General features: G+C 71.7%; 18 protein-coding genes. 9 read left to right on the forward strand and 9 right to left on the reverse strand.

Annotated features, from left to right (window positions below; translation table 11 throughout):
* Positions 1-100: 100 nt before the first annotated feature.
* The 4 genes from ACT2CW_RS07035 (at position 101) to ACT2CW_RS07050 (ending at position 6,381) form a co-directional block, all read left to right on the forward strand.
* Entirely contained in the window at positions 101-2,965 is a 2,865-nt protein-coding gene (locus tag ACT2CW_RS07035; protein WP_445515933.1) for an AfsR/SARP family transcriptional regulator, read from the forward strand.
* A 310-nt stretch (positions 2,966-3,275) separates the two neighbouring features.
* Entirely contained in the window at positions 3,276-3,917 is a 642-nt protein-coding gene (locus ACT2CW_RS07040; protein WP_164428291.1) for a DUF4142 domain-containing protein, read from the forward strand.
* A 20-nt stretch (positions 3,918-3,937) separates the two neighbouring features.
* Positions 3,938-5,446, forward strand: a complete 1,509-nt coding sequence (locus ACT2CW_RS07045; protein WP_445515934.1) for a DUF1996 domain-containing protein — start codon at positions 3,938-3,940, stop codon at positions 5,444-5,446.
* On the forward strand, positions 5,446-6,381 hold the full coding sequence (locus tag ACT2CW_RS07050; protein WP_164428287.1) for an RNA polymerase sigma factor: 936 nt from the start codon (positions 5,446-5,448) through the stop codon (positions 6,379-6,381). Before ACT2CW_RS07045 ends, ACT2CW_RS07050 begins: the two co-directional genes overlap by 1 nt.
* A gap of 115 nt (positions 6,382-6,496) precedes the next feature.
* On the opposite strand, the gene ACT2CW_RS07055 is transcribed toward ACT2CW_RS07050, so the two are convergent.
* Positions 6,497-7,669, reverse strand: coding sequence for a PucR family transcriptional regulator (locus tag ACT2CW_RS07055; protein ID WP_414080542.1), 1,173 nt, complete (start codon positions 7,667-7,669; stop codon positions 6,497-6,499).
* Positions 7,670-8,186: 517 nt separating this feature from the next.
* On the opposite strand from ACT2CW_RS07055, the gene ACT2CW_RS07060 reads away from it, so the two are divergent.
* The 4 genes from ACT2CW_RS07060 to ACT2CW_RS07075 all read left to right on the forward strand — a co-directional run bounded on the left by ACT2CW_RS07060 (position 8,187) and on the right by ACT2CW_RS07075 (position 12,236).
* Complete coding sequence (locus tag ACT2CW_RS07060; RefSeq protein WP_311766800.1) at positions 8,187-8,912, forward strand: hypothetical protein; 726 nt, start codon at positions 8,187-8,189, stop codon at positions 8,910-8,912.
* On the forward strand, positions 8,909-10,423 hold the full coding sequence (locus ACT2CW_RS07065) for an NADH-quinone oxidoreductase subunit NuoF family protein (RefSeq protein WP_164428282.1): 1,515 nt from the start codon (positions 8,909-8,911) through the stop codon (positions 10,421-10,423). Before ACT2CW_RS07060 ends, ACT2CW_RS07065 begins: the two co-directional genes overlap by 4 nt.
* A gap of 200 nt (positions 10,424-10,623) precedes the next feature.
* A complete protein-coding gene (locus ACT2CW_RS07070) occupies positions 10,624-11,604 on the forward strand; it encodes an SCO0930 family lipoprotein (RefSeq protein WP_445515935.1) in 981 nt (326 codons plus the stop codon).
* 92 nt (positions 11,605-11,696) lie between these two features.
* Positions 11,697-12,236: a hypothetical protein gene (locus tag ACT2CW_RS07075; protein WP_164428278.1), complete on the forward strand. Its 540-nt coding sequence runs from the start codon at positions 11,697-11,699 to the stop codon at positions 12,234-12,236.
* 79 nt (positions 12,237-12,315) lie between these two features.
* On the opposite strand, the gene ACT2CW_RS07080 is transcribed toward ACT2CW_RS07075, so the two are convergent.
* Together ACT2CW_RS07080 and ACT2CW_RS07085 are read right to left on the reverse strand one after the other, a co-directional pair.
* The gene (locus ACT2CW_RS07080; protein WP_445515936.1) at positions 12,316-12,993 is read right to left on the reverse strand and encodes an HAD family hydrolase; all 678 of its coding nucleotides are present in this window, start codon (positions 12,991-12,993) and stop codon (positions 12,316-12,318) included.
* Positions 12,994-13,266: 273 nt separating this feature from the next.
* On the reverse strand, positions 13,267-14,202 hold the full coding sequence (locus ACT2CW_RS07085) for a ScbA/BarX family gamma-butyrolactone biosynthesis protein (protein ID WP_445515937.1): 936 nt from the start codon (positions 14,200-14,202) through the stop codon (positions 13,267-13,269).
* 105 nt (positions 14,203-14,307) lie between these two features.
* Between ACT2CW_RS07085 and ACT2CW_RS07090 the strand changes: the two genes are divergently transcribed.
* Positions 14,308-14,949: a ScbR family autoregulator-binding transcription factor gene (locus ACT2CW_RS07090; protein ID WP_037952602.1), complete on the forward strand. Its 642-nt coding sequence runs from the start codon at positions 14,308-14,310 to the stop codon at positions 14,947-14,949.
* Here the strand turns inward: ACT2CW_RS07090 and ACT2CW_RS07095 are convergent.
* From ACT2CW_RS07095 to ACT2CW_RS07120, 6 genes are read right to left on the reverse strand one after another with little or no spacing between them, the layout of a single operon-like run.
* Positions 14,941-15,624: an SDR family NAD(P)-dependent oxidoreductase gene (locus ACT2CW_RS07095; protein WP_445515938.1), complete on the reverse strand. Its 684-nt coding sequence runs from the start codon at positions 15,622-15,624 to the stop codon at positions 14,941-14,943. The two genes, ACT2CW_RS07090 and ACT2CW_RS07095, sit on opposite strands and share 9 nt — an antisense overlap.
* On the reverse strand, positions 15,617-16,822 hold the full coding sequence (locus tag ACT2CW_RS07100; protein ID WP_445515939.1) for a sialidase family protein: 1,206 nt from the start codon (positions 16,820-16,822) through the stop codon (positions 15,617-15,619). The genes ACT2CW_RS07095 and ACT2CW_RS07100 overlap by 8 nt, the downstream gene beginning before the upstream one ends.
* Before the next feature lie 45 nt (positions 16,823-16,867).
* On the reverse strand, positions 16,868-17,761 hold the full coding sequence (locus ACT2CW_RS07105) for an ATP-binding cassette domain-containing protein (protein WP_445515940.1): 894 nt from the start codon (positions 17,759-17,761) through the stop codon (positions 16,868-16,870).
* Positions 17,758-18,642, reverse strand: coding sequence for an ABC transporter ATP-binding protein (locus ACT2CW_RS07110; protein WP_445515941.1), 885 nt, complete (start codon positions 18,640-18,642; stop codon positions 17,758-17,760). Before ACT2CW_RS07110 ends, ACT2CW_RS07105 begins: the two co-directional genes overlap by 4 nt.
* The gene (locus ACT2CW_RS07115) at positions 18,639-19,568 is read right to left on the reverse strand and encodes an ABC transporter permease (protein ID WP_445515942.1); all 930 of its coding nucleotides are present in this window, start codon (positions 19,566-19,568) and stop codon (positions 18,639-18,641) included. The genes ACT2CW_RS07110 and ACT2CW_RS07115 overlap by 4 nt, the downstream gene beginning before the upstream one ends.
* Position 19,569: 1 nt before the next feature.
* Complete coding sequence (locus ACT2CW_RS07120; protein ID WP_086883580.1) at positions 19,570-20,499, reverse strand: ABC transporter permease; 930 nt, start codon at positions 20,497-20,499, stop codon at positions 19,570-19,572.

The raw sequence follows: 20,499 nt of genomic DNA on the forward strand, positions 1-20,499 counted from the left end.
CGTAAAAGAAGGGGACGCCGATTGAGTGACGAAAGTCTGACGCCACACGTCGGCCGGAAGAGCACGGTGCCCGAAACGGGCTCGACTAAGATCCCCAGTTGTGCGATTTACGGTGTTAGGCCCGGTCAGGGCGTGGCGTTCGGGCGCCGAACTGGAGCTTGGCCCGCCCAAACAGCGAGCGCTGCTCGCGCTGTTGCTGGTGCGGGCGGGGCAGCCGGTGGCGCTCAGCGAGATCGTCGACGTCCTCTGGGCACAGGATCCGCCGAGCACCGCGGTGAACGTGGTGCACCGCCATGTGGGCTCGGTGCGCCGGCTGCTGGAACCGGGGCTGGCGGCGCGGGCGGAGGGCAGCCGGCTGGTGCGCAGCTCCGGCGGCTACCGGCTGAACACCGACCCGGACGCGCTGGATCTGCTGCGCTTCCGGCATCTGAGCGAGTCGGCCCGGCGCACCGCCGCCGAGGGGGAGCCGGAGCGGGGGGCCGAGCTCTTCGCCCAGGCGCTCGCCCTGTGGCAGGGGCCGACCGCCACCGGGGTCCCCTCCGACATCCAGGCCCATCCCGTCTTCTCCGGTGTCGACCGTGAACTTCTGGCCATCGCCAAGGAGGCCGCCACCACGGCGCTGGCCTCTACGGTGCCGGAGCAACTGCCCACCGTGCTCCAGCAGTTCGCCGCCCATCACACGCTGGACGAAACCCTCCAGGCCCAGCTGATCCGGGTGCTCGCCACCACCGGACGGCGGGCCGAGGCGCTGGAGGTCTTCTCCTCCGCGCGGAACCGGCTGGCGGACCAGCTCGGCGTGGCACCCGGCCCGGAATTGCGCGCCGCCCACCGCGAGGTGGTGCCCCGGTCGACCCCGGCCCCCGCCGAGCCGGTCCAGCCGCCCCCTCCGGAGACGCCGCCCACCCCGGCGGTCCGCCCGGCGCAACTGCCGCCCGACCTGCCCGCGTTCAGCGGACGCCACAGCGAACTCGCCGGTATCCAGGCCCTGCTGCCCGAGGGCTCCGGGATCGCCTCACCGGCCCCGCTGGTGATCAGCGCGATCGACGGGATGGCCGGGATCGGCAAGACCGCGCTGGCCGTGCACTGGGCGCACCGGATCGCCCACCGGTTTCCGGACGGACAGCTCTACGCCAATCTGCGCGGCTTCGATCCGACCGGCTCGATGATGTCGCCGAACGAGGCGCTGCGCGGATTCCTCCACGCGCTGGGGATCCCGCCCAGCCGGGTGCCCACGGGTCTGGACGCCAAGACCGCGCTGTACCGCAGTCTGCTGGCGGGGCGGCGGATGCTGGTCCTGCTGGACAATGTGGTGGACTCCCAGCACGTACGGCCGCTGCTGCCCGGCTCCCCCGGCTGTCTGACCATCGTCACCAGCCGCAATCAGCTGCACGGTCTGATAGCCGGCGAAGGGGCCCGTCCTCTTACTCTGGGGCCGCTGTCCCCGGCCGAGTCCCATGAGGCACTCGTCCGGCGGCTGGGCACGGACCGGGTCGCCGCGGAGCCGCAGGCGGTGGCGACCATCATCCGGCTGTGCGGGCGGCTGCCGCTCGCACTGGCGGTGGTGGCCGCCCGCGCCGCGACCCGTCCCTCCTTTCCCCTTTCTTCTGTCGCCGCGGAGTTGCGCGAGAGCCAGGGCAACCTCGACGCGTTCGCGGGCGCCGATCCGAGCACCGACGCGCGGTGCGTCTTCTCCTGGTCCTACCGGGCGCTGGAGCCGGAGGCCGCCCGGCTGTTCCGGCTGCTCGCCCTGCATCCGGGGCCCGAGGTCTCCACCGCGGCGGCCGCGAGCCTGGCCGGACTGCCGCTCCGGGTCACCCGGGCCCTGCTGGCCGCGCTCACCCGGGCCCATCTGCTGGTGGAGCACGACCCGGGCCGCTACACCTTCCACGATCTGCTGCGGGCCTACGCGATGGAGCTGGTCCAGGACCATGAGGCGGAGGAGATCCGCCAGGACGCCCGGCACCGGATGTTCGACCACTATCTGCACACCGCGCGCACCGCCGCCACGCGGCTCACCCCGCACCGGACCGAACCGCTGCCCGTGTCCCCGGCCCGACCCGACGCGGCGCCCGAGCACCTGGCCGGCCAGGAGCGCGCCGGGGCATGGCTCTCGGCCGAGCGCCGCGTACTGCTGTCGGTCGTCGAGCACGCGCGGGACCACGGATTCCCGACCCACGCCTGGCAGTTGGCGGTGACGCTGGAGCTCTTCCTGGACCGGCGCGGCCACTGGCAGGAGCAGACCGCCATCCAGCGCACCGCGCTGGGGGCGGCCCGGGCGCTGTCGGATCGGCTCGGCCAGGCGCACAGCCACCGCACCCTGGGCTTCGCCGAGGGACGGCTGGGCCGGTACGAGGAGGCGTACGGCCATCTGGAGCGGGCGCTTGAGCTGTTCACGGAGCTCGGCGAGCGGGCCGGGCAGGCCCGCACCCTGCGCGCCCTGGCCTTCCTGGCCAACTGTCAGGGCCGCTCCCAGGAGGCGCTGGACCACTACCGGCCGGCGCTCGCCCACTATGTCGGCCTGGACCACATCAGCGGTCAGGCCAGCGTGCTCAACGAGATCGGCTGGACCCATATCCTGCTCGGTGAGTACGAACACGCCCTGGCCCGCTGCCGGGAGGCCGTCGAACTGCACCGGCGGATCGGCGACGCGTCCGGCGAGGCCGCCGCGCTGGACAGCGTGGGGTACGCGTACCACCACCTCGGGCGGTATGGCCACGCCCTCACCTCCTACGGCCGGGCGCTCGCCATCTACCGCGAGATCAGCGACCGGTATCTGGAGGCCGACACCCTGCACCACCAGGGGGACACCCGGTTGGCCCAGGGCGATGTGGCCACCGCCCTCACCGACTGGCGGCGGGCCCTGGAAATTCTCCAGGAGCTGAACCACCCCGATGCCCGGGTCCTCGACGGCAAACTGGGGCAGTACCGGCAGTCGCCGCATCCGGCCTCGGCTCTGAGCAGATGACGGGGCCTGGTGGGCGTGGTCTTCCGCGTTGTCGCATCCACGGCGGGGCGCCTCCGGGTCGTCGGGACGGTGTGCGGCCGGGCCGCTCGGACGCGGCCGTACACCGGGTTCTCCCTGCCGTACGTACGGGCCCGGTGAGTTGCTCAACCGGGTGGGAAAAATCTTTGTGAGCGCCCTCCGGAGCGCGGCCGCGCAGGGTACCAGCAGGTAATGATCTCTGTCCCGGCTTTATTCACTAGTGATGAGGTCTCCACGACCGAGCCACACGAGGTACTAGCGTCCGGTGTCACTCCGAACCAAGGAGGGCGCTGTGCCATCAGCAAACCTCACCAGATCCATCGCCTCCAGCCGTACCATCGGCACCGGGCTCATCATCGGGGCGCTCGCCGTCACCCTGGCGGCGATCCTCATTCCGGTGTCGTTGTTCGGTGAGAGCAGCGTGGCCCAGCCGCGCAATGGCGTCACGGATGACGGCGGTGGGACGGTCAGCACCCAGTACGGGCCGCTCACGGCCACTGACCGGGACTTTGTCCGCAAAGTCAGGCTCGCCGGAACGTGGGAGCTCCCCGCCGGACGTCTCGCCCAGGAGCGTGACAGCCGGGATGCCGTGAAGACCGCCGGTGAGCATCTCATCGAGGGACACACCGAGCTCGACCGCCGCTCCGAGGAGGTCGGCCGGGCCCTCGGGATCCAGCTGCCCAGTCAGCCCAACGCTCAGCAGCAGGGCTGGCTGAATGAGATGACCAACGCCGGTAGCAGCGCCGAGTTCGAGCGGGTATTCGCAAACCGGTTGCGCGCCGCTCACGGCAAGGTGTTCAACCTTGTGGCGCAGGTGCGGGCCGAGAGCCGCAACTCCATGGTCAGATCTCTGGCCACCAGGGCCAATGCCATCGTTCTCGACCACATCACGGTCCTCGAGGACACCGGGCTTGTCGACTTCGACGCCCTCTAACGACTAAGTGAAGTGATCTCATGAGGCAACAGACCCACAAACGCGGGCGGTTCACGAACAAAACCGTCGCCATCGTCGCCGCGCTGGCGCTCGGCGGCGGCGGGGCCGCGATCATCGCCGCCAACGCGTCCGCCCACGGCGACAAGAGCGGCTCCGACCAGAACAACACCGTGGCCGCGAAGGCGGGGACGATCCAGTGCCCCGATGTGGGGCAGCAGCTGAGTGACGTGCCGTCGAAGGCCAGGCCCGAGGTCGACAAGAACCTGGCCGAGCTGGACAACCAGGTGGCCAAGGCGTACCAGCAGATGAACCAGCAGCAGGGTTCGAACGACGCCGTGCTCTCCAAGCTCAACGACGACCGTTCCCAGACGCTGGACAACATCGGCTCGGCCATGGGCGGCGACAACTCCCAGCTCCAGGGCATGGCCAACTGCAAGTGGCAGGAGGTCGCCAACCAGGCCGGTCAGCAGCAGGGCGGCGACCAGCAGGGCGGCCAGCAGCAGGGTGGCGACCAGCAAGGTGGCGACCAGCAAGGTGGCGACCAGCAGGGCGGCGACCAGCAAGGTGGTCAGCAAGGCGGCGACCAGCAGGGCGGCGAGGGCGCCAACGAGGTGCCCGGCAACGCCGGCGGCCAGGCGGGCAACGGCCCCTCGCAGGACGACTTCGTCGACATCACCAAGGTGCAGCCGAACGTCCAGCAGCCGCCGGAGGCCCAGGGGAACGGCTCCACCGGCACCTTCTCCTCGGAGTGCGGAGTCGGCGACCCCCAGCTGCGCAACAGTGACAACGTCATCGTCGCGCCCGGTGTCGGCAACGGCGCCCACCACATGCACGACTACGTCGGCAGCGACAAGAACGACGCGTTCGCCAACAACCAGACCTTCGAGCAGGGCGGCACCTCCTGCGAGAACCAGGACGACAAGTCGACCTACTACTGGCCCGTGGTCCGCGCCCAGGACGGCAAGGACGAGGCGGACGCCGACCAGCTCGGCGGTGGCCAGGAGGGCAACGTCGGCACGATCCTGACCCCCAAGAGCTCCAAGATCGAGTTCAAGGGCAACCCGCAGAGCAAGGTCACGGCGATGCCGAAGTTCCTGCGCATCATCACCGGTGACGCCAAGGCGTTCACCAACGGCGACAAGAACGCCAACGCCTCCTGGAGCTGCACCGGCTTCGAGGACCGGCAGCTGACCGACAAGTACCCGCTCTGCCCCGAGGGCAGCTCGGTCACCCGGACCTTCGACTTCCAGAGCTGCTGGGACGGCCAGAACATCGACAGCGCCAACCACCGTGACCACGTGGCGTTCGCCAACGAGGACGGCTCCTGCCCCAACGGCTTCAAGGCCATCCCCCAGCTGGTGAACACCATCACCTACGACGTGCCGGCCAACACCCCGTTCGCCGTGGACGGCTTCCCCGAGCAGTTGCACAAGCCCATCACGGACCACGACGACTTCATCAACGTGATGTCGGAGGACCTGATGAACGAGGCGGTGGACTGCATCAACAGCGGCAAGCAGTGCGGCTGATGGAACCCACTCACCAGGCGCGCGTCGGCCGGAAGGCCGGCGCGCGCCGCGCTGTCACCGGGCACTTACACCAGGCCGCGGACGACGACGCGGACGACGACCCGCCGGCGGCTGAGCACCCGGACACCGAGGGGTTCCCGGGCCCGGAACATACCGACCGACCGGTCCGTCCCCCCTCGGACCAGGAGCTCACCCGGCGGTTGGTGGCGGGCTACCGGTCGGGCAGCGCCAGTCCGGCCGCGGCCGACCTGCTCTACCGCCGCCATCACCCGGCGACCCTTCGCTACGCCCGGACCTGCTGCCGTGATCCCCATGACGCCGAGGACCTGGCCTCCGAGGCGTTCTTCCGCACCTTCCAGGCCGTTCGCGCCGGAGGCGGTCCGCGGGGTCCCTGGCGGCCGTATCTGCTCACCGTGGTGCGCCATACGGCGATGGAGTGGAGCGCCGGGGAGCGCCGGGTGCTGCTCACCGCCGACTTCGAGTCCTGGCGGCAGCACGCGCCCACGGCCGACCCCCAGCAGCATCTGGTGGCCCGGGAGGACCGCCGGTTGCTCATCCGCAGCTTCCGGGGACTCCCCGAGCGCTGGCAGACCGTGCTGTGGCTGACCCTGGTCGAGGAGGAGTCCCCGCACCGGGTGGCCATGGTCCTGGGCATCTCCCCCAGCGGGGTGACCTCACTGGCCTTCCGGGCCCGGGAGGGGCTGCGGGAGTCGTATCTGCGGGCCCATCTGGAGTCGGCGCGCGACGACCGGTGCCGGCACTACAGCGGCCCGCTCGGCGCCTCGGTGCGCCGCGGCGGGGTGCGCGGCCGGGCGCTCGCGCGCCATCTCGCCGAATGCGCCTTCTGCTCCCACGCGTACCGCGAACTGCTCGGCCTGAACGCCGCGATGCGCACGGCCCCGCGTACGGCGGCGCCCGCCGGGGCGCGGGGCTGAACCACTCCGCTCCGGCGATCCCGGCGGGCTCCCGGAGCCCCCACTGGGGACAGCGAAAACCGCCGGCCGCGTGAGCGCGGCCGGCGGTTCGCCCTTCTGTTGGCGGAGGTCCTGGTCAGAGTCCGTTGACGCGCGCCTCCCTGGCGATGCCCAGCGGCCGGACGCCGGGGGGCGCGCCGGTACGGGTCCGGCGGCTCACCCGGGACGCGTGGCGCCGTATCCGGTCCATCTGCGCCATCAGCCTGCGGCCGCGCAGCGCCATCTCCAGCTCGAAGCGTATTCGGGGGTCCCGGAGGCCGGGCCCGAAGAGCTTCTCGATCTGGCGCAGCCGGTATCGCACGGTCTGCGGATGCACCTTGAGGGCCTTGGCCGCCTCGGGCGCGCCACCGCCCTCCAGCCAGGCCAGCAGCGTCATCTGGAGGCGCTCGCTCTGCCGGGGGGTCAGCCCGACCAGCGGCTTGAGCCATCGGGCGGCCAGCGCCCGGACCAGCGACTCGTCCTGGAGGAGCAGCAGCATCGACAGATGGTCGTCGACGAAGAGCACCCGGGCCTCGGGGCCGGACCGGGCGGGCGCCAGGGTCAGCAGGCGCCGGGCCCAACGCACCGAGGACGACGCGTCGTTGAGCGGCACCACATGGCCCACGGCGGCGGTACGGCCGCGCAGCGCGGTCTCCAGCGCCGACCGGGTGCCGGGCTCGGCCGGGGTGGGTTCGCGCTCCGGGTCCTTCTCGCCCTCCTGGGCGGCGGCGGTGCCGGGGTCCGCGGTGGGTCCCGGGTCCGCGTCCGGGTCGGGGATCAGCAGGCACAGCTCGTCGCCGACCGCGCCGATGAGGGTGTCTCCCAGCACGGCGGCCAGCTGCGGCGCCTCGCCCGGGGTGGGCAGGGCGATGGCCTGCACCGTCTCGGGAAGCGGCCAGCGGGCGGCCCGGGAGAGCTCCACCAGGGTGCGCTCGGAGACCGCCACCTCGCCGATGAGGGCCTCGAACAGATCGCGCCGGGCCCGCTCGGGCGGCACCTCGGCCAGCGCCTCCTCACCGGAGGCGGCGGCCTGCTCGCCCGCGCCGTCCTCGCCCGCCTTGCGGTGGCCGAGTGCGGTCAGGAGAGCCTGCTCGACTCCCCATCGGACCTTGTCTCGCTCAGAGCCCTCCAGGAGTTCGGCGAATCCCGGAATTCTGTGCCGAAGGTTCTCAACCACCTCGTCGGCCAGGGACGGGAGTTCATTGCGCAGCACACGGGTCCACTCGCCACGGGGGCGGGACCAGATGCGGTTCACGAGTTCGCCCATCATTACCTCGTTCTTGCCGGGGGGAGACCTGGCCGTTGGGGGGTCGGTCAGGTCCGTGGAGGTTGCCTCCGTCACCGGTTCGTCCAGTACCGGTCAGGGAGTCGAGGGTCCTCCGCTACGTCATAGAGGACCCCGCCCCCTCCCGGTCCCGGCACTTTGCCGGTTCTTTGCCATTGAGACGACAGTGGATCAGCCGGGGACGGTGTGGGCACGGTTCGTCCACTAGAAGTTGTCACGTTACGACAAATCTTATGGAGATCAGGTGTACTTCCGAGAAGCTGCTGCCCCCAAGACGACTTTGACGTATCTCGTCACCCGCGCGAATCCGCGCGATCGGGAGGCTCCAATGTCCATGTCCCAAACGCCGCTCCCCTCCTCGCAGGGGCGTCACGGGGGACGCCGAGCTCGTGGCGGACGACGAGCCGCTCGCCGGACCCAGCAACATGATCCATCCGGACTGGGATGGCCACGCCATATCCGGATCTACGCCATCGTCGGCTCCATCGCCCTGTCCCTGTACGTGACATGGAGCGCCGGCGCGTTCTCGAAGATGTTCGTGTTCCTCGACTTCGGCGCGGGTGTGCTCGCGCTGGTCTGTCTCACCTCGGCGGTGCTGTGGGGGCTCGCCGCGACCGACCAGATGATCCTGAACTCCAAACAGCGGCTGCTGGCCCAGGCCATCCACCGGGCGGCCGCGGTCGCCGGACTGCTCTTCCTGGCCGTTCACATCTGGGTCAAGGTCGCGGAGAGCCACACCAACGCCGCGGCCATCGCGATACCGTTCGCTGACGCAAATCAGCCGGTGCTGATCGGGCTCGGCACCATCGCCGGCTATCTCTTCGTGATCGCCGCGGTGACCGGCGCGGCCCGCAGCTCGTTCGCCTCCAGGGGCAACTCCCGCTGGCGCTACCGCTGGTGGCGGGCGCTGCATGTGGGCGCCTACCCCGCGTGGTGCGCCGCGCTGATCCACGGTCTGAAGGCGGGACGCGCCGCCAAGATCTGGGCGACCTACGGCTACATCGCGGCGCTCGCCGGTGTGGCCATCGCGCTGTGGCTGCGGCTGGTCCAGCGGCGGCGCCAGGACGTCGACCGGGCGGACGGCATCGAGGTCAGGAACCCTCCGGCCCGCAGCATGCAGGAGGGCCGGACCCGGCGGCCCGATCCCGCCGTGCCACGCCCCCGTTCGGGCGAGCCCGGACGGCGTGACAGTCAGCCGCTCGGCGCCTCTCGCGGGTGGGACCGGTGATCACGACCAAACCCAGGCTGGCCTGTGTCGACCCGCCCCGGCTGCTGGCCGGGCTCGACGAGGTGTACCGGCTCGACCGCGTCGGCCATCTGACCGTCCATGGCACCATGCCCGCCCTCCGGGCGGACGAGCTCGTGGCGCTCGCGGAGAACATCGATCTGCGCGGGCGCGGCGGCGCCGGATTCCCCTTCGCCAAGAAGGTCCAGGCGGTCGTGGAGTCGGCCGGCCGGCGCGAGGGCCGCTGCGCGGTGGTGGTCAACGGCAGCGAGGGCGAGCCCAGTTGCCTCAAGGACACCGCGCTGCTGCTGCACACCCCGCATCTGGTGATCGACGGCGCCGTGCTGGCCGCCGAGGCGCTGGGCGCCGAGGAGGTGGCCATCGCGGTGCACCGCGAGGATGTCGAGGAGTCCGTGGCCGCCGCGATCGCCGAACGCGGCCCCAGCGGCGTCCCGGTGGGGGTGAGCCGCACCCCGGACCGGTTCGTGGCCGGTGAGGGCGGCGCGGTCATCAACGGCATCAGCGGCGCCCCGGCCATCCCCAACGGCCGGAAGATCCGGACCAGCGACAGCGGGCTCAGCGGACTGCCCACTCTGCTGTCCAACACCGAGACCTTCGCCCAGCTCGCGGTGGCCGCGCGGATGGGCGCGCTGCCGTACCGCTCGGTGGGGCTGCCCACCGAGCCGGGCACCACGCTGCTGACGGTCGGTGGCAAGTACGTCATGGAGACGCCCACCGGGGTGCCGCTGACCTACGTCCTGGAGCTGTGCGGCCTCACCCCCGGTCAGGCGGTGCTGGTGGGCGGCTACCACGGCAAGTGGCTGGACCCCAAGAGCATCAACGCCGCCACCATCTCCCGGGAGTCCATGAAGAAGTACGGCGCCCGGCTGGGCGCCGGCGCGGTGCTGCCCATCCCCGAGAACACCTGCCCGCTCGGCGAGACCGCGCGGATCGCGCGCTGGCTGGCCGCCGAGACGGCCGGGCAGTGCGGGCCCTGCTTCATCGGGCTGCCCGCGCTCGCGGACGCCATCGGGCAGGTGGAGCGCGGCGGCGGCCAGGCCTCGATCGACAATGTGCGCGCCTACGTCAACTCGGTGAAGAAGCGCGGGGCGTGCAGCCATCCCGATGGCACCGCCGGGTTCGTGACCACCGCGCTGGACGCGTTCCCCGAGGAGTTCGAGGCGCATGCGCTCGGCGCCGGCTGCGGACGGCCCACGATGGGGATCCTGCCGCTGCCGGAGGACGCGCTGCCGCTCGCCCTGCCGCCCGCCCCGCTGAACCCCGGGGCGCGCGACGAGCGCCGCCAGCGGGGGCCGATGGAGAAGCTCCTGGTGGACTGGTCGCTGTGCCAGGGCCATGGGCTGTGCGCGGACATCCTGCCGCCCGAGGTGCTGACGCTCGGGATCGACGGCTATCCGTCCTCGGCCAGCATGGAAGTGCCCCGGCAGCTGCGGGCGCAGGCGGTCCGCGCGGTCCGCCGCTGCCCCGCCCTGGCGCTGCGCATCGAGGAGTAGCCAGGGGACGATCAGCCGCACCACCGACACCGCGACGGCCGTGAGAAACGGCCGTCGACTGCTGTGCGCTCAGCGCTCCGGCGAATTTTGCGTCAGGTGACAAATTCCCAAGCCGCTGAACGCCGGTCCGCACGGGCTCCGTATGGGCATGGTGTCGGCGCAATCACCGCCGGACCGATCGAGACTGTAGAGGAATGGTCATGGAGAAGCGGCGTCACATCGCATTCGCCGGGGTGTCGGTAGCGATGGTTCTGCTGACGGCGGCTTGCGGCAGCAGCAAGGACAACAGCGCGGGCAGCGCCAATGTGCAGCCGGCGGGCGGCAGCCAGACCGTGGGTGCGGGGGCCTCCGCGTCGGCGGGCGCGGGGGCCGCGGCCGGGGCCGGCAGCGGGTACGAGGCGGGCGGTGACACCGGTGCCGGGGCGGGCGGCGAGGCCGAGCGCACCGGTCCGGCGAAGCAGCTGGCGGTCAAGGAGGACGCCAAGCTGGGCAAGTTCGTCACCGACAGCAAGGGCTGGACGCTCTACCGGTTCGACGAGGACACCCCCAAGCCGGCCAAGTCCAACTGCAACGACGACTGCGCCACCAAGTGGCCCGCGGTGCCCGCGGACGACGCCGCGGCCACCACCGGTATCGAGGCCGGCAAGCTGGGCTCGGTCACCCGCGCCGACGGCACCAAGCAGCTGACCCTGGCGGGCTGGCCGGTCTACCGCTTCGCGGGCGACAACAAGCCCGGTGACACCAAGGGCCAGGGCGTGGGCGGCACCTGGAACGCGCTGGCGCCCGACGGAAAGCCGGCCGGCAAGACCGCGGCCGCGGACGACAGCCTCCAGCTGATGGTCAACAACAACCCCGAGCTGGGCAAGATCATCGTGGACGGCAAGGGCATGACCGTCTACCGGTTCAACAAGGACAGCGCCTGGCCGATGAAGACCGGCTGCCTCGGCGCCTGCCTGGACACCTGGAAGCCCGTCAAGGCCGTGGACACCACCAAGGTCGCCGGGCTCGACGCGGCGAAGGTCACCTCCTTCAAGCGCCCCGACGGCACCAAGCAGGCGGCGTTCGACTGCTGGCTGCTGTACACCTTCACCGGGGACAAGAAGCCCGGTGACATCAACGGCCAGGGCGTGAAGGGCACCTGGTTCGCGGTCACCGACAAGGGCAAGAAGGCGGGCCAGTAAGGGAGACAGCCACTACTTTTGGTCCACCGCGGCGGGTGGCCCGAGGCATCAGAGCCCGGGCCGCCCCGCCGGATTTTCTACGGGAGGTTGTTGTGTCACTCGCTCTCCGTGCCACCGCGGTCGGCGCGGCCCTGCTGTTTCTGGCCGGCTGCGGTGGAGGCGATCGGACACATGGCGCCGGCCACGAGGAGAAGAAGGTGTCCCCCGCCACCAAGGAGTTCGCCAAACCCGGAAAGCCCGCGCAGCTGACGAAGATCGCCGACGCCATCGGCTGCAAGGCCACGATCATCACCGAGGCGGAGGAGCTGCGTCAGGGCTCCTGCGGGTCCGGTCAGAAGCGGTTCACGATGGTCACCTTCGCCACCGACAAGGGCCAGCACGACTGGCTGACCACGTCGAAGGACTACGGGGGCATGTACCTGGTCGGCAAGCGCTGGTCGGTCACCGGCCTGTCCATGGGCTCGCTGGAGCCCCTGCGCGAGAAGATCGGCGGATCCCTCGAGAAGGGGATGTCCATGTCCCACGGCGGATCCCATGGCGGGGCCAAGTCCGGGGGCGGCATGGACGGGATGGACGGCATGGAGGGCATGGACGGCTCGGCGAGCCACACGGGTCACGACGGGAAGAAGTGACCCGCGGCCCCCGCCGACCAGGCGGTGAGCGTGGCTCAGACGGTGAGCGTGGCTCAGACGGTGAGCGTGGCTCGGCCCCTCAGGCCGCCCGGGAGTCCGCCCACTTGACCAGGTCCGGGTCGGCGAGGGTGGAGACCCACACATCGACCGGCGGAGGCTCGTCCACCGGCTTCCGCGGGCCCACGCCGAGCACCCTCAGCCCGGCGCGCGAGGCGGACAGAAACCCGCAGTGGGAGTCCTCCACCGCGAGGGCGTCCTCGGGGGCCGCCCCGCACAGCCGGGCGGCCTCCAGATAGACGTCCGGGTACGGTTTGGGCCGCACGTCCCCCTCGGGGACCAGCACATGGCCGAAGTACCGCAGCAGCCCGGCCTTGGCGAGCCCGTCCTCGACGACGTCCCGCGGGCAGTTGCTGGCCACGGCCAGCGGTGCGAAGGCGGCCGCCTTGGCGACCAGTTGGGGCGCCCCCGGCATGGTGACCGGGTCGTCGGCCACCAGCCGGCGGAAGGCGTCCAGGAGTTGTCCGGTCATTTCGCCGGCGAGTTCGGGGCGACCGGCGAATTCGGCCAGCATTCGGCCGCATTCGGTGTAGTGGAGCCCCTTCGTGCGCCGCGCGATCTCCTCGTCGGGGGCGGTTCCATGGCTTCTGAGGACCACTTCGCGCGCCTCCTCCCAGTGTCGTTCGGAATCCATCAGGGTGCCGTCGCAGTCGAAGACGATGGCGGCTGGGGTCCATCCGAGAAACTTTTCGGCTGTCATCTGTCTGCCGTTCCATGGGAGGTGGAGGAATCGGCGCAGGGGATGCCTGTACCTGCGGGAGCCGCGCGGTGGAATGCGTCCCGGCGGCTCATGAGGGCGCTGTGCGCCGACCGCTGTTGTCGTACAGGCCGTGGGGTTCGCCTGCCCGAAACATAACGATCACTACGTTAGTTTGGTGACCCGCGGTAAGCAAGAGGCTACTGAGCGTCGGCGTTTTGTTCGTCGTTCGGCCTGCTCGTCGTCATATTGTTCGTCGCACGGTGCGTTCGTCGCTCAGAGGTACTGGAGCACGCCGACCGCCGTGCAGATACCGGCCTGGCGCAGCCGGAAGACACATGTCCGGCCGTGGGAGGTGCACTCGACCACGGCCGGCGGATACGACTCGGTGAAGCGGATCGCCTTCATCCGGCAGGCGACCGGCCGGGTCAGCGCCCCGCCGGTGGCCAGCGCCGCCGCCTGCCGGGCGCCCTCCAGCAGCACCAGGCCCGGCATATGGTCGCTCCAGTGGTCGAAGAAGAACGGATGACGGGGGTCGGCGGGGTCGAGGTAGACCACTCCCCCGTCCCGCACCACCAGCACGTCCCGGGCCGCCGGAACGGCCAGTTGCGCGGGTGAGGGCCGTACCGCGGCACGCAACCTGCGGCGCGCGGTGTGCCCGTGGACGGCGGCCCGGGTCTCCGCGTAGGTGGTGCCGTCGAGGAACCGCGCGGTGCCCCCGGCCCAGGCGAAGAGCTTGCCGCCCGCCGACAGCACGACATCCAGCCGCATCCCGGTGACGAAGCGTCCGCAGGGGCTGGTGCGGACGTCGGTGACGGCGGCCCGGCAGGTGATGTCGGAGGCCCCGTACGGCGCCCGGGGCTCGGTCTCGGGGTCCAGCCGGTAGGAGATGTCCCGGATCAGGAAGTGCGCCCCCGCGGGCACCGCGTAGTACCGCGTGGGGATGTAGATCCCCAGCTCGCGCAGGGTTTCCGCGATCATCAGCGGATGGTGGCGGCCGTCCCCGCCGTGCGGGAAGGTGGGATGGGACCTCGGCCACTGGGCCGCGGCCTCGAACCGGTTGTCACCGTGGTTGCGCACATCGGTGAGCAGCACCTCGGCCACCGAGACCCGGTGCACCGCCTCCCGCGCCACCGTGCGGGACCAGCTGAGCGGCCGCCCGGCGGGACCGGACGGCTCCGAAAGGCCATGAGCCTCACGAACGATCACCATAAAATACTAATAATGTTTGACCTGTCTCGCCTCATCACCATCTCAGGCCGAAAGTCCGCTAAGTTCTCCCCGTCACATCCGACGGGGAAGGACGGCGAACACCACGTGCAAGAACGGGCCGAACAGACACGCCGATCCCTTCTGGAGGCCGCAGCGTTCCTTTTCGACGAACGGGGATACGCGGGAACGAGCATCAGCGACATCACCTCCCGGTCCGGCCACACCAGCGGCGCGATCTATTTCCACTACACGAGCAAGGAAAGGCTCGCCCTCGCCGTGGTGGAGGAGCACTTCGCCACCTGGCCCCCGCTGATCGAGCGCTTCGCCGCACTCGACGCCCCGCCCCTGGAGCAACTCGTCCGGCTCAGCTTCGCGGTGGCCCGCGCCTTCCGCGACGACATCGTGGTGCGCGCCGGAGCCCGGCTGTGGGCCGAGCGCACCCTGATCGAGGCGCCCATGCCACCGCCCTTCGTGGGCTGGATCGACGCGGTGGGGCAGCTGATGGAGAAGGCGCGCGCCGAGGGCGATCTGGCCACGCATGTCGATCCACTGCCCGCCGCCCGGACCGTCGTATGCGCCTTCTTCGGGCTGCACACCGTCTCCGAGGCGCTCGACGGGCGGCGGCTGGTCGAGGACCGGCTGGCCGATCTGTGGACCCTGCTGCTGCCCTCCCTCCAGGCCCGGCCCGGGGACACATCGGGCCTGCTGGCGCTCGCCCGCGCCGACGCCGCGCCGCCGTCAGAGTGAGGCGCCCGCGCACATCACCAGCGTCTGGCCGGTGACCGCGCCGCCCTCCGGGCCCAGCAGGAACGACGTCAGCCCCGCCACCTCCTCCGGACGGACCAGCCGCCCCAGCGGTGGCATCACCGGCGGGGTGCGGCTCCGGCCAGGGTCCCGCAGCATGGGGGTGTCCGTCGGCCCCGGCGCCACCACGTTCACCGTGACCGCCCTCGGCGCCAGCTCGGCCGCCCAGGACCGGGCCAGGGCGGGCAGCGCCGCCTTGGTGGCGGCGTACTGGCTCTTGCCGGGGACACCCGTCATCGTCCGGCTGCCCACCAGCACCACCCGCCCGCCGTCCGCGACCCGGTCCACCAGCGTGTCCACCAGGACGCCCGCCGCCTGCACATGGATCCGCCACATGAGGGATCCGTCCTCGGGGTCGAGCTCCCCCAGCCGCGCCGAGCGCTGAACGCCCGCCGCGTGCACGATCGCGTCCACCCCGGACACCGGGGCGAGCACCTCGGGGAGGGTCTCCGGGCGGGACAGATCGCCCGGGATCCAGTGCAGCCGGGTGGCCGGGTGCTCGGGGGCCGTACGGCCGATCCCGGTGATCCGCCACCCCTCGTCCAGCAGCCGGGCGGCGATCGCGGCGCCGATACCGGAGCTGACACCGGTGACCACGGCGTGGCGGGGCTCAGCCATCGGCCGCCCAATCCGGTGCGACGCGGACGTACTTGATGGCCTGGCGGTGGTAGGTGTACGCGATGTGCAGCGTGCCGTCGGTCCCCTGCCGGATGGTGGGGTAGGACAGTTCGCGATTGAGCCGGTCGCGTGAGTTGTTGGTCAGGCAGTGGCCGTCGCCGGTGTCCAGATCGCGCCGTACGGGCCAGGTCAGGCCGTGGTCGGAGGAGAGCGCGAGGGTCATCGGGGCACGGGGCGCGCCCCAGAAGGCGCCGGGCGCGGTGTCGTCCGGTGTGGCGGCCGGGGCCGGTGTCCCTCCTGTCCGCCCCTCGTCGTCGATCTCGTCGTAGAGGGACACCCGGCGGGCCGTGGCGTCCGCGCGGCTGCTGTGGTTGTAGACCAGCGCGAGCCGTCCGTCGGCGAGCGGGACGTACTGCACGGAGGAGTTGTTGTTGGGCAGTTCGGTGCGGACCGGCTCGCTCCAGGTCTCCCCGCCGTCGGTGCTGTGCGAGCGGTACACCGCGTCCGCCCAGCGGCTGCGGAAGAGGGCCAGCAGGGTGGTGTCCGGCAGTTGGTGGACGTTCATGTGCACACAGCCGGTCGAGCCCGGCACCGGCCGCTCGCGCCAGGTGCGCCCCTGGTCATCGCTGATCATCACCGCGCTGGTGTCGCGGTCGCCGACCCATCTGACGCCCGGGGTGGCCACGCAGTGGAACACCGGCAGCAGCCACCGCCCCGAGTCCAGGACGGCCACCGGCTGACGGATGAACACCCCGCCCGCCTCGGTGGCCGGGAACAGCCTACGCGGCGCGCCCCAGGTGGCGCCCGCGTCGGCGGACACCCGCAGCCGGACCTCGGCGGTGTCCTGATCGCCCGCCCGCTGGGCGGTGTACAGCAGCCACAGCTCCCCGGCGGGGGTGGGGAACAGCAGCGGGTTCTGCTCCGAGCGGGTGTCGTCGTCCGAGAGCCGGACCGGCTCGGTCCAGGTGTCGGCCCCCGGCGCGAGCCGGGAGCACCACACCGAGATGTCCGGCACGCCCTCCTGCGTACCCCCGAACCACACACACCCGAGGGCCCCTCCGGGCAGCACGGTGAGGTTCGCGGCGTGGTTCTGCACGGCGGGCGCGGGCAGGAACGCCTCCTGAAGCCCCGGGTCCCCCGGGCGCGCCCGAAGCCGCCCGTCCGTCAGCGGTATCGCGGTGTCATCGTCGGCGGTCATGGTCGCCGGGCTCCTCATGGTCGTGGTGGTACGGGTTCGGGGGAACTACCGGTTGTGCGCCGCTCCTGGTTCCCGGCCGGCCGCGACGGACTCCCCGTCGGCCGCGACGGACTCCTGGTCGGTCGCGATCGCGGACACGAGGGCGCGCGGTTTGCGACCCCGCATGGTCGTCGGGTCGAGCGCCGCCCGTCGCAGCGCCCTGGTGTAGGGCTCGGCGGGCGCGGAGAGCACCCTGTCCGTGGGCCCGGATTCGACGATCCTCCCGGCGCGCATCACCACCACCTCGGAGCTGATCTCGCGGACCACACCGAGGTTGTGCGAGATGACGATGTAGGCGAGCCCCTGTTCGGCCTGGAGCTCCCGCAGCAGCTGGAGCACCTGGGCCTGTACGGAGACGTCCAGCGCGGAGGTGGCCTCGTCGCACACCAGCAGCTCGGGGCCGCTGGCCAGGGCGCGGGCGATGCCGATCCGCTGCCGCTGGCCGCCGGAGAACTCGGCCGGGCGGCGCTGGAGCGCACCGGCGGGCAGCCCGACCTGGTCGATGAGGGCGGCGGCGCGGCGGGCGCGTTCGGCCCCGGAGCGCACGCCGTTCAGCCGCAGCGGCTCGGCCACGATCTCCTCGGCCGTCAGATGCGGGTCCAGGGAGCCGTACGGATCCTGGAAGACCATCTGCACCCGCTTGCGCAGCGGACGCAGCCGCCGCTCGGGCAGGCCCGCGATATCGGTTCCGTCGAGCAGGATCCGGCCCCGGGTGGGGCGCAGCAGCCGGACGATGGCGCGGGCGATGGTGGACTTGCCGCAGCCGGACTCGCCGACGACGCCGAGCGCACCGCCGGGCGGGACGGCGAAGCTGACGCCGTCCACCGCGCGGAAGACACCGCCGGCGACCGGGTATTCGACCACCAGGTCCTCGACGGCCAGCAGGGGTGTGGGGGTCACAGCGCCTCCTCGGTGACGGCGGCCTCGGGGGTCTCGTCCCAGGGGCCCAGGGCGGGCACGGCGGCGAGCAGATCGCGGGTGTACCGCTCGCGGGGGTGGTCCACGATCTGTTCCACCGGTCCGGACTCCACGAATCGGCCGTCGCGCATGACGTGGATGCGGTCGGAGACCAGCCGGGCCACCCCCAGGTCGTGGGTGATCATCAGGATGCCGATGTCGGTGCGTTCCTGGAGCTCCATCAGCAGGTCGAGGACGCCCGCCTGGACGGTGACGTCGAGCGCCGAGGTCGGCTCGTCGGCCACCAGCAGCCGGGGCTCGGCGGCCAGGGCGATGGCGATGAGGACGCGCTGGAGCATGCCGCCGGAGAACTGGTGGGGGTAGGCGCCCCAGCGGGTCTCGGGGCGGGGGATCCGTACCCGGCCGAGCAGTTCGACGCCCTTGGCGCGGGCGTCGGCGCGGGACATCCCCGGGTGGCGCAGCCGGAGCGCCTCGCCCAGCTGACGGCCGATGGTGTGCACCGGGCTGAGCGCGGTCATCGGGTCCTGGGGGATCAGGGACACCCCGCGGCCGCGGATCCGCCCGGCGGCGGTGGCGTCGGCGATGACGTCGGCACCGAAGATCCGGGCGGTTCCGGAGAGGACGGCGAGCCCTTCGGGCAGCAGCCGCAGCAGCCCCATCGCGGTGGTGGACTTGCCGGAGCCGGACTCGCCGATGATGGTCACCGTCTCGCCGGGGCCGATGGTGAAGCCGACCCCGTCGACCGCGCGCACCACACCGCGGTCGGTGATCAGCTCGATCTGGAGGTCCTCGACCTCCAGCAGCGGGGCGTTCGCCGGGGTGTTCGCCGGGGCGCTCATCGGAGTGCTCGTCGTGTCGCTCATCGGGAGCTCTCCGTCGTACGCCGTCGGGTGCGGTCGCGCAGTCCGTCGCCCAGCAGGTTGACCCCGACCACCAGCAGCACGATGACGAGGCCGGGCAGGGTCACCAGCCACCAGGAGGTGGTGATGTAGTCCTGGCCGTCGGAGATGATCCGGCCCCAGGTGGCGAACGGCCGCTGGGGGCCGGCGCCGAGGTAGCTGAGGGCGCTCTCCAGCAGCACCGCCTGGGCGAGCAGCAGCAGGACCACGAGAGATGCCTGGCGGACGATGTTGGGGATGACATGGCGGGCCAGGATGGCGATCCGGGGCAGCCCCAGCACCTGGGCCGCGGCCACATACGGCTTCTCCCGCTCGACCAGCACCAGGGACCGGGTCAGCCGGGCCACCTCGGGCCACTGGGCGATGGCGATGACGCAGGTGATGACGGTGACGGACGGGCCGAAGAGGGCCACCACGAGCAGCAGCATCATCAGCAGCGGCAGCGACATCTGGGCCTCCAGCAGCCGGGAGACGACGGCGTCCACCCAGCGGCCGTAGTACCCGGCGGCGGCGCCCGCGACGATGCCGATGAGGCCGGAGACGACGACGGCGAGCACCCCGACCGTCAGGGACACCTGGCCGCCGTGCAGCACCCGGGAGAGCACATCGCGGCCGAGCTGGTCGGTGCCGAAGAGATGGCCGTCGGTCAGCGGGGCGAGCCGGCGCCGGGAGAGGTCCTGGTCGCCCGCGCCGGGCAGGGGCAGCACCTGGGCGAGGGCCACGGGCACCACCACCAGCAGGGTGCACACCGCGCCCGCCCACAGCTTCAGGCTCGCGCTGCGGCGGCGCCGGGTGGCGGTGGCGCGGGCCAGATCCCTGGCGGTGACCGCGCTGGCGCGGGTCCCGGGGCCGGCCTTGGCGGGGGCCGGGGGTTCGAGGGCGCCTTGCATCTCAGGCCGCCTTTCCCAGGCGTACCCGCGGGTCGAGCAGCGGGTACGCCAGGTCGATGAGGAGTTGGACGAGGACCGCCAGCGCGGCGGTGACCAGCACGGTCGCCTGGATCAGCGGATAGTCGCGGGTCTCCAGGGCGCGGACGACCAGCGAGCCGACCCCGGGCCAGCCGAAGACCACCTCGACCACCACGACTCCGTTGAGCATCGCGGCGAACCGGGTGCCGAGCGCGGTGAGCACCGGGATGGCGGAGTTGCCCATGGCGTAGCGCCAGGTCAGTACGCGGGTCGAGACCCCGCGGGAGCGGGCGACGGTGACGTACGGCGAGGCGAGCGCCGCCACCATCTCCCGGCGGACCAGCCGGGAGATCAGCGCCATCTGAAGGATCGCCACGGTGACGGTGGGCAGGATCAGTCCGCCCCAGGTGGTGAAGCCGGACGCGGGCAGCACCGGGACGGCCACGGCGAAGAGGGTCAGCAGCATCACGCCGATCCAGAAGTCCGGCATGGACTGCCCGGCGATGGTCAGCACGTTGGCGCCCAGCTCCCGCTTGGTGTCGGCTCGGCGGGCCATCCACACGCCGAGCGGCACGGCCACCACCGTGGTCAGGGCGATCGCGGAGAGGGAGAGGGTGATGGTGTACGGCACCCGGTCCAGCACCACGTCCAGGGCGGGCGCGTGGAAGGAGTAGCTGGTGCCGAGGTCGCCGGTGAACAGATCGCGCAGGAAGAGCCCGTACTGGGTGAGCAGTCCTCGGTCGAGGCCGAACTGCTCCCGGATCCGGGCGAGGTCCGCGGTGGAGGGGTTGGGCCCGGCCAGGGCGGCGGCGGGGTCGCCGGGGGCCATCCGGACCAGGACGAAGACGGTGGAGAGGGTCAGGAAGACGGTCAGGACGCTCTGGCCCAGGCGGCGTATCAGATAGCGCGTCAC

It is taken from the genome of Streptomyces sp. NEAU-174 (genome assembly GCF_052665095.1).

Excerpts from the sequence above, each read along its gene's own strand:
- ACT2CW_RS07045 (WP_445515934.1), top strand. The coding sequence starts at position 3,938 with ATGAGGCAACAGACCCACAAACGCGGGCGGTTCACGAACAAAACCGTC.
- ACT2CW_RS07050 (WP_164428287.1), top strand. The coding sequence starts at position 5,446 with ATGGAACCCACTCACCAGGCGCGCGTCGGCCGGAAGGCCGGCGCGCGC.
- ACT2CW_RS07055 (WP_414080542.1), bottom strand. The coding sequence starts at position 7,669 with ATGATGGGCGAACTCGTGAACCGCATCTGGTCCCGCCCCCGTGGCGAG.
- ACT2CW_RS07070 (WP_445515935.1), top strand. The coding sequence starts at position 10,624 with ATGGAGAAGCGGCGTCACATCGCATTCGCCGGGGTGTCGGTAGCGATG.
- ACT2CW_RS07080 (WP_445515936.1), bottom strand. The coding sequence starts at position 12,993 with ATGACAGCCGAAAAGTTTCTCGGATGGACCCCAGCCGCCATCGTCTTC.
- ACT2CW_RS07085 (WP_445515937.1), bottom strand. The coding sequence starts at position 14,202 with ATGGTGATCGTTCGTGAGGCTCATGGCCTTTCGGAGCCGTCCGGTCCC.
- ACT2CW_RS07095 (WP_445515938.1), bottom strand. The coding sequence starts at position 15,624 with ATGGCTGAGCCCCGCCACGCCGTGGTCACCGGTGTCAGCTCCGGTATC.
- ACT2CW_RS07100 (WP_445515939.1), bottom strand. The coding sequence starts at position 16,822 with ATGACCGCCGACGATGACACCGCGATACCGCTGACGGACGGGCGGCTT.
- ACT2CW_RS07110 (WP_445515941.1), bottom strand. The coding sequence starts at position 18,642 with ATGAGCGACACGACGAGCACTCCGATGAGCGCCCCGGCGAACACCCCG.
- ACT2CW_RS07115 (WP_445515942.1), bottom strand. The coding sequence starts at position 19,568 with ATGCAAGGCGCCCTCGAACCCCCGGCCCCCGCCAAGGCCGGCCCCGGG.